General features: G+C 64.8%; 15 protein-coding genes. All 15 read left to right on the top strand.

What is annotated here, in order from left to right:
- Positions 1-9: 9 nt before the first annotated feature.
- The 15 genes from HGI30_RS15800 to ruvB all read left to right on the top strand — a co-directional run bounded on the left by HGI30_RS15800 (position 10) and on the right by ruvB (position 13086).
- Positions 10-345, top strand: coding sequence for a ribosomal-processing cysteine protease Prp (locus HGI30_RS15800; protein ID WP_168908435.1), 336 nt, complete (start codon positions 10-12; stop codon positions 343-345).
- 17 nt (positions 346-362) lie between these two features.
- Positions 363-674 (top strand): 50S ribosomal protein L27, encoded by a 312-nt coding sequence (rpmA, locus tag HGI30_RS15795; RefSeq protein ID WP_028597510.1) that lies wholly within the window; start codon positions 363-365, stop codon positions 672-674.
- A 78-nt stretch (positions 675-752) separates the two neighbouring features.
- Positions 753-1487: a Spo0B domain-containing protein gene (locus tag HGI30_RS15790; protein WP_168908434.1), complete on the top strand. Its 735-nt coding sequence runs from the start codon at positions 753-755 to the stop codon at positions 1485-1487.
- Between the two features lie 16 nt (positions 1488-1503).
- Positions 1504-2826, top strand: a complete 1323-nt coding sequence (gene obgE, locus HGI30_RS15785; protein ID WP_168908433.1) for a GTPase ObgE — start codon at positions 1504-1506, stop codon at positions 2824-2826.
- 202 nt (positions 2827-3028) lie between these two features.
- Positions 3029-3703 carry a class I SAM-dependent methyltransferase gene (locus HGI30_RS15780; RefSeq protein ID WP_168908432.1) on the top strand — a complete coding sequence of 225 codons (675 nt, stop codon included), beginning with the start codon at positions 3029-3031 and terminating at the stop codon, positions 3701-3703.
- A gap of 197 nt (positions 3704-3900) precedes the next feature.
- Complete coding sequence (locus tag HGI30_RS15775) at positions 3901-4338, top strand: ACT domain-containing protein (RefSeq protein ID WP_168908431.1); 438 nt, start codon at positions 3901-3903, stop codon at positions 4336-4338.
- 36 nt (positions 4339-4374) lie between these two features.
- Positions 4375-5661: a homoserine dehydrogenase gene (locus tag HGI30_RS15770; protein ID WP_168908430.1), complete on the top strand. Its 1287-nt coding sequence runs from the start codon at positions 4375-4377 to the stop codon at positions 5659-5661.
- Complete coding sequence (gene thrB, locus HGI30_RS15765) at positions 5661-6632, top strand: homoserine kinase (protein ID WP_168908429.1); 972 nt, start codon at positions 5661-5663, stop codon at positions 6630-6632. The genes HGI30_RS15770 and thrB overlap by 1 nt, the downstream gene beginning before the upstream one ends.
- Complete coding sequence (gene pheA, locus HGI30_RS15760) at positions 6629-7531, top strand: prephenate dehydratase (RefSeq protein ID WP_168908428.1); 903 nt, start codon at positions 6629-6631, stop codon at positions 7529-7531. The genes thrB and pheA overlap by 4 nt, the downstream gene beginning before the upstream one ends.
- 91 nt (positions 7532-7622) lie before the next feature.
- Positions 7623-7943, top strand: coding sequence for a hypothetical protein (locus HGI30_RS15755; RefSeq protein ID WP_168908427.1), 321 nt, complete (start codon positions 7623-7625; stop codon positions 7941-7943).
- Positions 7944-8192: 249 nt separating this feature from the next.
- Positions 8193-9983, top strand: a complete 1791-nt coding sequence (locus tag HGI30_RS15750; RefSeq protein WP_168908426.1) for a LysM peptidoglycan-binding domain-containing protein — start codon at positions 8193-8195, stop codon at positions 9981-9983.
- 79 nt (positions 9984-10062) lie between these two features.
- Positions 10063-10734, top strand: coding sequence for a BofC C-terminal domain-containing protein (locus HGI30_RS15745; RefSeq protein WP_168908425.1), 672 nt, complete (start codon positions 10063-10065; stop codon positions 10732-10734).
- Positions 10735-10938: 204 nt separating this feature from the next.
- Positions 10939-11442 (top strand): crossover junction endodeoxyribonuclease RuvC, encoded by a 504-nt coding sequence (ruvC, locus tag HGI30_RS15740; RefSeq protein WP_168908424.1) that lies wholly within the window; start codon positions 10939-10941, stop codon positions 11440-11442.
- Entirely contained in the window at positions 11439-12062 is a 624-nt protein-coding gene (gene ruvA, locus HGI30_RS15735; RefSeq protein ID WP_168908423.1) for a Holliday junction branch migration protein RuvA, read from the top strand. The genes ruvC and ruvA overlap by 4 nt, the downstream gene beginning before the upstream one ends.
- Before the next feature lie 22 nt (positions 12063-12084).
- Positions 12085-13086, top strand: a complete 1002-nt coding sequence (gene ruvB / locus HGI30_RS15730; RefSeq protein WP_168908422.1) for a Holliday junction branch migration DNA helicase RuvB — start codon at positions 12085-12087, stop codon at positions 13084-13086.
- The last annotated feature ends 1 nt before the right edge of the window (position 13087 follow it).

Here is a 13087-nt window from a genome sequence, read left to right as displayed (position 1 = left end):
CTTAGAGCCATGATCATCATTACCTTCACCCGGCGGTCCGATGACCGGCGTATCGCCGCCTTCTCGGTCGAGGGGCACGCGCGATATGCCAAAGCGGGCAAAGATATCGTATGCGCAGGTGTATCCGCCGTCACGGTGGGCACCGTTAATGCTATCGAAGTGCTTGCAGGAATCGAACTTCCGGCAAGCATGAAGAATGGATGGCTCCAGTCGGATATTCCAGAGCTGGCGGATGCCGAGGCGGATGCCCGGATGCAGCTGCTCCTGGAATCCATGAAGGTCATGCTGGAAGGGATCGCGGATTCCTACAGCGCCCATGTGGCCCTCGAAGAACAACTCAAGTAAGAAGGGAGGACTCCGTCATGTTGAAACTGAATCTTCAATTGTTCGCATCCAAAAAGGGTGTCGGCTCCACGAAGAACGGACGCGACAGCCAATCGAAGCGTCTGGGCGCGAAGCGTGCGGATGGACAAACCGTAACGGCTGGAAACATTCTGTTCCGCCAGCGCGGCACGAAGATCCACCCGGGCAACAACGTAGGCATCGGCAAGGATGATACGCTGTTCGCGCTGATCGACGGCGTAGTCAAGTTCGAACGTTGGGGACGCGACCGCAAAAAAGTCAGCGTATACCCGGTTGATCTGGCTCCGGTAGCCGCAGCAGTAGAAGCTTAAGAACCAGAGACACGCGACCCGGCCTGATACGAGCAGGCCGGGTTTTTTTATCATCCGGGCAGAAAGTGGGATCGACGTATGAATCGCTATCATTCGGCCAAGCTGTATGCAGCGGGCTCGGTTCTGCTGCCGGCGGCAGCCGCGGTCATCCGGCCGTCCTGGCTTTGGACGCAGGTGCTGTTCCTGGTTTGGACGGCAGCGGCGGCGGCGTTGTGGATCCGCATGGAGAGGAAGCAGCACCGGCTGCAGCTGCAAAAAAGCCTGGCGGCGGTGCAGCAGGCTTCCATTCAGACGCTGGGCCACCATCGCCATGACTGGATGAACGACTTGCAGGTGCTGTACGGCTACATCCGGATGAACAAGCCGGATCGGGCGCTCGCGACCGTAGAGCGCATTCGGGAGCAGATGCTTCGGGAGAGCCGGATCTCCAAGCTGGGCTGCCCGGCGCTGACCGCTTACCTGCAATCCTTCCGCACGCTGTCCCAATCGATCGTGCTGGAGGTCGACATCGAGGACAACCTGTCGCTGGAAGAGCTGAGCGAGGGCCGCGACGGGGCCGGAGAAGCGATCATAGAAGTCATCAACGCCTACCGCTTCAGCATCAAGCCGGGCGGGGGAGACCCGGCCCGGCTGCAGCTGAGGCTTTCCCGCGGCAGCGGCGAGCTTTTGGTAGAGCTGGAGTTTGCCGGCGAGCTGATGGACGAGGCCGAACTCGTGGACAAATTGGAGCAGCGCCTGCGGGGAACCCCGCTGCAGGCCGACAGCTTGAAGCAGCATCGCCATGTTCTGCTGAAAGCGCCGCTCTGCGCATAGATGGAGGAACCGAATCATGTTTGTCGATAAAGCCAAAATATTTGTCAAAGGCGGAGACGGAGGAGACGGCATCGTCTCGTTCCGCCGAGAAAAGTACGTGCCTGAGGGCGGGCCTGCGGGCGGCGACGGAGGACGCGGCGCAAATGTCATCTTCCGCGTGGACGAAGGCCTGCGCACGCTGATGGACTTCCGCTATCAAAAGCATTTCAAGGGAGACCGCGGCGAGAGGGGCCGTCCGAAAACGATGCACGGAGCAAGGGCGGAGGACATGATCGTCCGCATTCCTCCGGGCACGATCATCATCGATGACGACACCGGCGAGATCGTCGGCGATCTGACCCGCCACGGTCAGGAAGTCGTCGTCGCCAAGGGCGGCCGCGGCGGCCGCGGCAATCCGCGCTTCGCTACGATCAGCAACCCTGCGCCTGAGATCGCCGAAAAAGGCGAGGAGGGCCAGGAGCGCTGGCTCGTGCTGGAGCTCAAGGTGATGGCGGACGTCGGCCTCGTCGGCTTCCCGAGCGTCGGCAAGTCGACGCTGCTGTCGATTGTCTCGGCGGCCAAGCCGAAGATCGGCGCCTATCATTTCACAACGATCACGCCGAACCTCGGCGTCGTCGACGTGGAGGAGGGCCGCAGCTTCGTCATGGCGGACCTGCCCGGGCTGATCGAAGGCGCGCATGAAGGCGTCGGCCTCGGCCACGAATTCCTGCGCCACATCGAGCGGACGCGCGTCATCGTGCATGTCGTGGACATGTCCGGCTCGGAAGGACGGGATCCGTTCGAGGACTGGCTCAAGATCAACGAGGAGCTCGTGCTCTATAACGCCAAGCTGGCGGAGCGCCCGCAGATCATCGCCGCCAACAAGATGGACATGCCGGATTCGGAAGCCAACCTCGAGCGGTTCCGCGAACAGCTCGCCGAACGCGCCGAGGAGCGGAATTACGAGATTCTGCCGATCTCCTCGCTGACCAAGCAAGGCATCCAGGAGCTGCTTTACAAAGCAGCGGCGACGCTCGAGACCATTCCGGAAGCGCCGGAGCTCGAAGAGGTCAAGCAAGTCGAGGAGCGCAAGATTTTCCGCCACTCCGAGAAAGAAGAAACGCCGTTCCGCGTCTACAAGGAGAACGACTACTTCGTCGTCGAGAGCGAATCGTTCGAGCGCCAGATCAAGCGCATCCATCTCAACTCCTACGATGCGATCATGCGCTTTGCCCGCATGCTGCGTCGGATGGGCGTGGACAGCGCCCTTCGCAAGATCGGCGCCAAGGACGGCGACACGGTGCGCATCGGCGAGTTCACCTTCGAGTTCTTCGAGGGCAGCGACTATTTCCATGAATGACTGAAGCTTGCTGCCGTCTCTTGTCCGTATGGCGGACGGAACCGACAGTTTCCAAGAAGCGGCCCCGACGGGGTCGCTTTATTTTTTCGGCCAGCAAGTTGTTTATAGGGAATGGCAATGAACTAATCGGTACCTTATATTTCAGATCAATAACGTTCCATGCTAAACTGAAGCCATCCCAAAGGGAAGAGGCGAAGCGGAGATGGACGAAAAGGTGAAAGAGCAGTTCGAACTGGCGGCGGCCCGCTACGACGAGGAGCGCAGGGTGCTCATTCCTTGCTACGACGACTTCTATGGAACCGCCTTGAAAGCGGCGCGTACCAGCGCGGAAAAGCCGCGCATCCTGGAGCTCGGAGCGGGCACGGGGCTGTTCTCGGCCATGCTGCGGCAGGCGTATCCGGAGGCGGAGCTGACGCTGATGGACTTCAGCCCGTCCATGCTGGCCAAGGCGAGGGAGCGGTTCGCCGGCGACGAGGGGGTCCGCTTCGCGGAAGGCGACATGTCGGCCGGACTGCCGGAAGGGCCGTTCGACCTCGTGGCATCTTCGCTGGCGATCCATCATCTGCCGCATGAGGCGAAGCGCAGGCTGTTCCGGCATATCCGCGGCAGCCTGGCGCCCGGAGGCTGCTTCGTGAACGCGGATCAGGCCGCGGCCGAGGCGCCCGTCTTCGACGGAATCTACCGCCGGACATGGCTCGAGGAGATTTTCGACGGCCGCATCCGCAAGGAAGCGGCCGACGCCTCGGTGAAGCGCCGCGAGACGGACCTCAACGCCAAGGCTTCAGAGCAGCTCGTCTGGCTGCGGGAAGCCGGCTTTGGCGCGGCGGATGTCGTCTACAAGTACCGGGACTTCGCCGTTTTCTGCGCGCTTGCGTGAGCTCGCGCTGCCTGGAAGCGCCCTTGCGGGCGCTATTTCTTTTTTGTTCGGCAGAAGTGCGCTATCCTGTACATAAATACGTCATAAAGAACGACATTCTTCCTGCTGCCTCGCAGAAAAAGGTTGCCGCTACCCATGGGCATCCGGTATAATGTCCACTATATGAAAACAACTGTCTATGCTAGGAGGACGCCAGCTTGACGGATCGATACTATGTCGTCCGCGAGGATCTGCTCCCGGAGGCGATCGTCAAGACGATCGCGGTCAAGGAGATGCTCGGGCGAGGCGAGGCGGCGACGATTCACGAAGCGGTGGAGCGGGCCGGCTTGTCCCGCAGCGCCTTTTACAAGTATCGGGAAGGCGTGCTGACGCTGGGCGAGCTGGAGCGGGGATCGATCATTACGATCTCGATCGACCTGGAGCATCGCTCCGGCATCCTGTCCCATGTGCTCGGACTCGTCGCATCGCGGGGGGGCAACGTGCTGACGATTCACCAGAGCATCCCGCTGCAGGGCTACGCCAACGTCGTCCTTTCGGTCGACACCGCGCCGATGAAGGAGGACCGATTCGCCTTCCTCGACGAGCTGCGGCTGCAGAAGGGCGTCAAGCGGGCCGCGGTCGTCGGACAGGGATGAGCAGCGCAACAATTGGACTATGGGGGATGATGAACGATGAAACCAGTTAAAGTCGGCCTGCTTGGCCTGGGAACGGTAGGAACGGGCGTCGTGCGGATCGTGGAGCGGCATCAGGAGGATTTGATGAGCCAGGTCGGCTCGCCGATCGTCATCGAGAAGGTGCTCGTGCAGAACGTCGACAAGTCCCGCACGATCGACGTCGACGCCGCGAAGCTGACGACGGACGCTTGGGAGATCATCCGCAACCCCGACATCGACGTCATCGTCGAGGTGATGGGAGGCATCGAGCGTACCAAGGAATACTTGCTGGAGGCGCTGTCCCTCGGCAAGCACGTCGTCACGGCCAACAAGGACTTGATGGCGCTGCACGGACGCGAGCTGCTCGCGACGGCGAGCGAGAACCGCTGCGACGTCTTCTATGAAGCGAGCGTAGCCGGAGGCATCCCGATCATCCGCACGCTGATCGAGGGCTTCTCCTCGGACCGCATCACGAAGATCATGGGCATCGTCAACGGCACGACGAACTACATCCTGACCAAGATGAGCCAGGAAGGCGCCTCCTACGGGGACGTGCTCAAGGAAGCGCAGGAGCTCGGCTACGCCGAGGCTGATCCGACCTCCGACGTGGAGGGCCTGGATGCCGCTCGCAAAATGACCATCCTCTCCCGCCTCGGCTTCCGCTGCGAGGTCGGACTGGAGGACGTGACGGTCAAGGGCATCTCGGCCGTCGGCAAGGAGGACATCGCCTACGCCAAGCGGCTCGGCTACGAGGTCAAGCTGCTCGGCATCGCCGAGCGCCAGAACGAGTCGATCAGCGTCAGCGTGCAGCCGACGATGGTCAAGGCGAGCCATCCGATCGCGTCGGTGAACGGCGTGTTCAACGCCGTCTATGTGCATGGCGAGGCGGTCGGCGAGACGATGTTCTACGGCGCGGGCGCCGGCGAGCTGCCGACGGCGACGTCGATCGTCGCCGACCTGGTCGCCGTCGTGAAGAACCTCAAGATCGGCGTGAACGGCCTCGGCGGAGGCGGCTCCTTCAAGGAGCGCGTGCTGAAGAGCGACGAGCAGATCAGCTCGAAGTATTTCCTGCGGCTGCATGTAGCGGATCGCGCCGGCGTGCTCGCCCGCATCACCCAGGTGTTCGCGGAGTACGAGGTGAGCCTCGAATCCGTCATCCAGCAGCCGAACGCGGAGCTGGCCGAGGCGGAGATCATCGTCATCACCCACAACGCCAGCAAGGCGGCGATGAACAAGGTCGTAGACGCCTTCGAGACGCTCGACGTCATCCAGAAGGTCAAGAGCGTCTACCGGGTGGAAGGCTGATGGGCATGAGCCGCGTGCTGGTACGGGTTCCGGCCAGCACGGCCAATCTGGGACCGGGCTTCGACAGCCTGGGCATGGCGCTTTCGCTCTACGCTTGGGTCGGCATGGGGATCTCCGACCGCACGTCGATCCGGCTGCATGGCGGGGGACTGGACGGCATTCCGACCGACAAGAGCAACCTGTTCTACAAAGTCGCGGCGCTGCTTCATGAGGAAGCGGGACGGCCCGTGCCGGAGCTCGAGATCGACATGTGCAGCGGCATTCCGCTCACGCGCGGCCTCGGCAGCAGCGCGAGCGCGATCGTCGGCGCCCTGTACGCGGCCAACGAGCTGGCGGGGCGGCCGTTCGACCGGGACGGCCTGCTGCAGCTGGCGACCCGCCTCGAAGGACATCCCGACAACGTGGGCGCCTCGTTGTACGGCGGCCTCATCGCCGCCGCCTGGGACGGCAGCCGCGCCGATCTCGTCCGTCTGGACCCTCCGGAGCGGCTGGCCGCAGTCGCGGCGATTCCGCGCTTCGAGCTCGCCACCGAAAAAGCCCGCCACGCGCTGCCGGCGCAGCTGCCGATGAAGGACGCGGTATTCAACGTCGGCCGCAGCTCCCTCCTCGTCGCGGCGCTGGCTTCGGGCCGGCTCGAGCTGATCGCGAGGGCGATGCAGGACAAGCTGCATCAGCCGTATCGCGCTCCGCTCATCCCCGGCATGGCCGAGGTGCTGGCCGGGGCGGCCGAGCACGGCGCTCTCGGCGCCGCGCTCAGCGGCGCGGGTCCGACGCTTCTGGCGCTCGTGGATCGGGACAGCCCGCGCCTGGCCGAGCTGGAGTCGTTCCTGCTCGGCACGCTGGCAGCGGCGGGCACCGAGGCCGACCTGATCCGGCTGGAGCCGGACCTGGAAGGGCCCGTCGTGCTGGACGAGCATCTGGCGCCTTGGCTGGCGCCGCAAGGCCATCGCAAAGGAGATTCCGAAGCATGATGAAAGTCGCCCTGCTTCCCGTCGTCTCCACCTCCGACGAGGCTGCCCGCAGCCTGTGCGGAGAGGACGGCGCGGAGCGCGTCTACTACCCGATGATATCCGACGTGTTCCTGTCCACGGTGGAAGGACGCACGGACTACAGCGTCATCCCGATCGAGAATACGATCGAGGGCTCCGTCAACCTGCACATGGATTGGCTGCTGCACGAGGTCGACCTGCCGATCCAGGCGGAATGGATCTACCCGTCCCGCCAGCAGCTGATCGGCCATCGCGGCGAGCTGTCCGGCGAGGACGGCGAGCCGGATTTCGGCCGCATCGTGCGCGTGCTGAGCCATCCGGTCGCGATGGCGCAGTGCCACAGCTTCCTGCGGGCGAACCTGCAGCATGCCGAGTGGGAGCATGTGAGCAGCACGGCCGAGGCGGTCAAGATCGTCAGCGAGAATCCCGGCAAAGGCTGGGCCGCGATCGGACTCACGCTGGCGGCCGCCCATTACGGCCTTGACGTCATCCGTCCCGGCGTGACGGACCACGACAACAACTACACGCGCTTCCTGCTCGTCGGCAAGGAGCCGTTCGCCCTGCGGGAGTCGCCGGTGCGCAAGACGTCGATCCTCGTCACCTTGCCGGAAGACTTCCCGGGCGCGCTGCATCAGGTGCTGTCGGCGTTCGCCTGGCGGCGCATCAACCTGGCGCGCATCGAATCGCGTCCGACCAAGAAGCGGCTGGGCACGTACCACTTCGTCATCGATATCGAGATGGCGCTGGATACAGTGCTGCTGCCCGCCGCGCTGCAGGAGATCGAGGCGATCGGCTGCCAGGTAAGGGTGCTCGGCTCGTATCCGAGCTTCGGCAGCACCGCTCCGGAGCTGCCGCAGGAGGCCGCGGAGAGCCGCGCCTGAAGCGATATGACTTCTAAGAGAACATGCGTCCATTCGGCCTAAGGGGCTGGGTGGACGCTTTTTTATTCCAAGGCAAAGGAGAGGAACAGGAATGGACAAGCGCAGCGGATGGATGGCGGAAATCGCGAGTCTCTACGGCGGGATGACGGAGCAGGAGCGGGAGAAATGGCGGCAGACGGCGAAAAAAACGCCCCTCGGCCTGCTCCCTGAGCTGGAGAGCGGGGACTGGAGCGGATGGGAGGATCACCGTCTGGAAGCGCTGGCGGGCATGCTGCGGGGCTTCGTCCTGACGGTGCGGCAAGTGCCGGACATCCTGGAGGCAGCTGAAGCGCATTGGAGGAATCCTCTGCCGAGAAAGATCGAGTTCGGCTTCTTGCCGACTCCGGGCAAACAGGAGGGCGAGGAAGAGTAGCGGTTGCATCGCCGGCACGAGCGCTCCAGCGGAGCGCTCTTTTCGCTGTGCTCGCCCGCGCGCCCGCGCGCCCGCGCGGCCCGTTCTCGTTCGCCCCTTCTTCGCCTCGTTCCGTGATTCCGCGCGGGGCTTGGATTATTTTGCGGAAAAGGGAGACAGATGCCCAGTCGCTGCATACGATGTAACGACGGACAGATGGGCGGGCAGCCGCCGCATTCGAGAGGCACGCGAAGAGGAGGGAGTCGGCAAGTGAAAATCCATATCGTGAAGAAGGGCGATACGCTGTACCTGATCGGCCAGAAATACGGGGTGAGCGTAGAAGAGCTGCAGAAGCTCAATCCGACCTTGACGAATCCTCATAACATCCTGATCGGCACGAAGGTCAAGGTGCCGGCGTCGGCAAGCAAGCCGGGAGCGCCGGAGCTGATCCACAAGTACAAGGCGAAGATCGGCGACACGCTGTGGAAGCTGTCGAAGGCCTGGGGCGTATCGCTGCAGGAGCTCATCAAAGCCAATCCGCAGATCGTCGATCCGGCCGAGCTGAAGGAAGGCGACACGGTCCATATTCCGAAGCCGTCCGCATCGCCGCTCACCGCGCAGCACAAGGCGGAGCCGGAATCGGGCGAGGGAGGCAAGAAGAATACCGCGCCGAAAAGCCCGGAGCCGGCAGCGGAAAAGAAAACGGTGGTCCAGGCGGAGCCCGTCCTGCCGCCGCCTCCGGTCGTGCAGGTCGAGGAGCTTGTCGTAGCCGTCGTCGAGAAGCCGTCCTACGGCTCCATGCCTAAGGAGCATGCGATGGAGCCGCTGCTCTCCGAAGCGGCGAAGTCCCACGCCGGGTACACCGTCGCCGGGCAGAGCCACCATCACGCCGGCCATGAGATGGGCGAGGCGGTCCATCCGTTCATGCAGGAGAAGATTCCAGCCACGGAGGCTTTCGCTCCCCTCTATCAGATGCCTCAGCTTCCCGGCTCGGTTGCCGGTGCCGCCGGCAGCGGCTTCGGCGGGCATGGCGGCTATGGCCATTACGGTCCGACCTACTCGCAGGAAATCCCGGGCCTGGCTGCGGGAGCGGGCGAGGGCGGATATGGTGGATATGGCGGGCATGGCGGGCATGGCGGCTATGGCGAATATCAAGGTTATGGCACATCGCCGTCCATGGGTTCGCCCTACGGCGCCGAGCCTGCCCACGGCGGCTACAGCGGCTACGCCATGCACGGCGGCCACTCGCCGTTCGCTGCCGCCGAGTCCCCCTATGGGCATGGTCAAGGACATGGCGGTTATGGCGCAGGCGCCCACGGGCCGGAGAGCGCCGGCTACGGAATGCCTTATGCACCCTATGAGCCGCAAGCGGCCGGGCCCGCGGAAGGCTACGCCCAGCCAGGCGGGTGGCCGGCCGGCGCATCGCCTGCAGCTTCGCCATGGGGCGGACATCACCAGGCCTACATGGACCCGTATGCTTCTGCTTCTTCCGGAGGCTATGGCTATGCCGGCGGCTATGGCGGAGGCTATGGCGGCTATGGAGCCTACCCGGCGCAGCCTTCCGCTGCGGCCGGCGGCTATCCGATGGCTGCGGAATACGGAGCCTCCGCCCCTTGGAGCCTCGGCCCCGGCGGCTCCTTCAGCTACGGAGGCAGCGGCACCTGGCAGCCGGAGGCGGCTCTTCCCGCTTCCGCCGGTCCCGCCGGCTACGGCGTTCCGGCTGCCGGCGGCTATGCGCAGCCGGCCTGGCCCGGAGCGACGGCCGGGCTGCATGGAGCCGGGGGCTACGGCCAGCCTGCGGCCGCGGCTCCGGCGCAGCTGAGCCCGGTCCAGGCGCAGCCATGCGGATGCGGTGACCGCGAGGACGAAGCGGCGGACGGCGAGTCCGCATCCGAGCCATCCGCTGCGGCCGGAGGGCTGACGGTCCAAGGGCCGTCGAAGCCGGCCAAGACCGGCACGGCAGCGCCGCGCAAGCCGGCCAAGAAGGCGGTCATCCGAGCGGCGGCGAGGCCGACCGTGCGCCGGCCCAAAGGCAGCCGGCCGTGGATCAATCGGCGCTAGCCCCGCCGCTATGAATGCATAATTCATCCAGCATCCGTTCATCCTAACGGCAAAAGCGCCGGAAAGGGTGAAGGATGTCATGCTCAAGCTGTTCCGCCTGTGGACGAAACGCAAATGGAAGCTGCAGCGCCGCCTGCCGCTGCGCCTCGCCTGCATCGCGGCAGGCGCGGCGCTGCTGCTCGCCGGCTATCCGCCTGAGCTTGCCGCCGCGTCTCCTGTCGCCTCGGTCCCTGCCGCTGCGTCCGCGCCGGCGGAGCACGGCGCCCGCGCGAAGGAGTCCGACGACGGGGCGGCCGCCTTCCTGCGGGATCGGGAGGCGGCCCCCGTCGTCCTGCGCAAGGTGTATCTGTGCGGCGTCGAAACGCAGCCGCTCGGCCGCCTGGAGGCGGAAGAGGTGCATCGGCTGCTGCTGGAGCAGCCCCGGCTGACCGCTACGGTCGAAGGCGGCGAGGTGCTGCTGACGGAGACGGTGGACGATTTGTCCGCCTCCTGCCGCCAAAGCGCGACATTCGGCGTGGACGCCGGGGGCAGCCTCACCCTTTTCGAGGGACCGCCGAAGGAGGAGAAGGTCATCAAGACCTTCTACCAGCTTGACCTGCAGCATATGGAAAGCTCGCTGCCGAAGGAGGAGCTCGACCGCCTGTTCGGCGGCATCCGGGTGCAGGACAAGGATGAATACAACAGCGTCATCTCGAGCTACGGCGACTTCGCCGTCGACGCGAGCCGAGGCGCCATGAAGCACACGTATTGAACGACAAGCCCGGCCCGTATCCGCCCGGCCGATGTCCCTGCCCCTGCGCTCCCTATGGAGCCGGGGGCTTTTTGACGCGGCGGAGCGGACGCCTTGCGAAACGCTTGTTCTCCTGAGAGAGTTATTTTGCTATACTGATAGAGTCTGTACCCCGGGCATCGGGGTTTTTTCGTTTTTCATAAATGACGGCAGGGAGTGGCGCGGGTGCGCATTTTAGGGATTGACCCGGGCATCGCCATCGCCGGGTTCGGCTTCATCGACAAGGACGGAAGCAAGCTGGCGCCGGTGCAGTACGGCTCGATCGAGACGGTGGCCGGCACGCCTCATGAGCTGCGGCTCAAGCAGGTGTACGAGTCCGCCTCGTCGCTCATGGATACATACAAGCCCGACTGCGTCGCGGTGGAGAAGCTGTTCTTCAACCGCAACGTCACGACGGCGTTCACCGTCGGCGAGGCCAGGGGCGTCATCCTGCTCGCGGCGGCTCAGCGCGGCCTGCCGATCAGCGAGTACACGCCGATGCAGGTCAAGCAGGCCGTCGTCGGCTACGGCAAGGCGGAGAAGCGCCAGGTGCAGGAGATGGTCCGCATGTTCCTGCGCCTCGCCAAGGTCCCTAAGCCGGACGACGTGGCGGACGCGCTCGCGGTAGCGATCTGCCATGCGCATTTTTCCGTCCTCCAGACCAAATTGAACGAGGTGCGCCGAAGATGATCGATTATGTGAAGGGCCGCGTCGCCCAGATTGATGCCGACTCCGTCGTCATCGACGTTCGCGACATCGGGTACCGCGTGTTTACGCCCAACCCGTACGCCTTCGCGCGGAGCGAGGAGGCGGTGACCGTGTATTGCCATCATCATGTCCGCGAGGACGCCGCCCAGCTGTTCGGCTTCCAGACGCGCGAGGAGCAGGCCTTGTTCCGCCAGCTGCTGGAGGTGTCGGGCATCGGTCCGCGCGTCGCGGTCGGCATCCTTGCCGGGGGAAGGCCGGAGGCGGTCGTCGCCGCGATCCATCGCGAGGACCTGAGCTTCCTGACTCGGCTGCCGGGCATCGGCAAGAAAACGGCGCAGCGCATGATCCTTGACCTCAAGGACAAGCTTCAGCTCGCCGTGCAGACGGTCGAGCTGCAGTGGGAGGCGGAAGCCTCCGGAGGCGGGACGGTCGCGGACGCCGCCGGCTCGGCATGGACGGAGGCGCGCGAGGCGCTCGCCGCGCTCGGCTACACGGCGGCGGAGCTCGATCGGGCCTGGGCCGGCATGGGCGGCGCCGAGCTGCCCGGCGAGACCGTCGATGCGCTCATGAAGCGCGCGCTCCAGCAGCTGTTCAAAGGCTGAGCGCGCAGGAGGAGGGGAGCAGATGGAGGATGATCGCATCATTTCCGCCAATCTGATGATGGAGGACCAGGCGGTGGAGTACAGCCTGCGTCCCCGCTATCTGAACGAATATATCGGCCAGTCGCAGGTCAAGGACAACCTCAAGGTATTCATCGAGGCGGCCAAGCTGCGCAAGGAGGCGCTCGACCACGTGCTGCTCTACGGCCCGCCGGGGCTCGGCAAGACGACGCTGTCGAACATCATCGCCAACGAGCTCGGCGTCAGCCTGCGCACGACGTCGGGACCCGCGATCGAGCGGCCCGGCGATCTCGCCGCGCTGCTGACGAACCTGCAGGAGCACGACGTGCTGTTCATCGACGAGATCCACCGGCTGAACCGCGCGGTCGAGGAGGTGCTCTACCCGGCGATGGAGGATTTCTGCCTCGACATCATGATAGGCAAAGGTCCAAGCGCGCGCTCCGTCCGGCTCGACCTGCCGCCGTTCACGCTGATCGGCGCGACGACGCGCGCCGGCCTGCTCAGCGCGCCGCTGCGCGACCGCTTCGGCGTCGTCAGCCGGCTGGAGTACTACGGCACGGACGAGCTGGCGTTCATCATCTCGCGCTCGGCCGAGATTCTGGACGTGCGGATGGTCGGGGAAGCGGCGCATGAGATCGCGTTGCGCTCGCGCGGCACTCCGCGCATCGCCAACCGCTTGCTCAAGCGGGTGCGCGACTTCGCGCAGGTGCGCGGGGACGGCATCATTACGAGCGAGCTCGCGGAGCTCGCCTTGTCGCTCATCGCCGTCGATCCGCTCGGCCTCGACCGCATCGACCACAAGCTGCTGCAGGCGATGATCTCGCATTATCGCGGCGGTCCTGTCGGGCTCGACACGCTGGCGGCGACGATCGGCGAGGAAAGCCAGACGATCGAAGACGTTTACGAGCCTTATCTCATGCAGATCGGCTTTCTGCAGCGCACGCCGCGCGGACGCGTGGCGACGCCGCTCGCCTACCGTCACCTCGGCTTGCCGGTGCCGGAATAGG

The sequence above is a fragment of the Paenibacillus albicereus genome, from assembly GCF_012676905.1.
GTDB lineage: Bacteria > Bacillota > Bacilli > Paenibacillales > Paenibacillaceae > Paenibacillus_O > Paenibacillus_O albicereus.
This window is presented reverse-complemented; position numbering and strand designations above follow the sequence as displayed.

Excerpts from the sequence above, each read along its gene's own strand:
- HGI30_RS15800 (WP_168908435.1), top strand. The coding sequence starts at position 10 with ATGATCATCATTACCTTCACCCGGCGGTCCGATGACCGGCGTATCGCC.
- rpmA (WP_028597510.1), top strand. The coding sequence starts at position 363 with ATGTTGAAACTGAATCTTCAATTGTTCGCATCCAAAAAGGGTGTCGGC.
- HGI30_RS15790 (WP_168908434.1), top strand. The coding sequence starts at position 753 with ATGAATCGCTATCATTCGGCCAAGCTGTATGCAGCGGGCTCGGTTCTG.
- obgE (WP_168908433.1), top strand. The coding sequence starts at position 1,504 with ATGTTTGTCGATAAAGCCAAAATATTTGTCAAAGGCGGAGACGGAGGA.
- HGI30_RS15780 (WP_168908432.1), top strand. The coding sequence starts at position 3,029 with ATGGACGAAAAGGTGAAAGAGCAGTTCGAACTGGCGGCGGCCCGCTAC.
- HGI30_RS15770 (WP_168908430.1), top strand. The coding sequence starts at position 4,375 with ATGAAACCAGTTAAAGTCGGCCTGCTTGGCCTGGGAACGGTAGGAACG.
- thrB (WP_168908429.1), top strand. The coding sequence starts at position 5,661 with ATGGGCATGAGCCGCGTGCTGGTACGGGTTCCGGCCAGCACGGCCAAT.
- pheA (WP_168908428.1), top strand. The coding sequence starts at position 6,629 with ATGATGAAAGTCGCCCTGCTTCCCGTCGTCTCCACCTCCGACGAGGCT.
- HGI30_RS15755 (WP_168908427.1), top strand. The coding sequence starts at position 7,623 with ATGGACAAGCGCAGCGGATGGATGGCGGAAATCGCGAGTCTCTACGGC.
- HGI30_RS15745 (WP_168908425.1), top strand. The coding sequence starts at position 10,063 with ATGCTCAAGCTGTTCCGCCTGTGGACGAAACGCAAATGGAAGCTGCAG.
- ruvA (WP_168908423.1), top strand. The coding sequence starts at position 11,439 with ATGATCGATTATGTGAAGGGCCGCGTCGCCCAGATTGATGCCGACTCC.
- ruvB (WP_168908422.1), top strand. The coding sequence starts at position 12,085 with ATGGAGGATGATCGCATCATTTCCGCCAATCTGATGATGGAGGACCAG.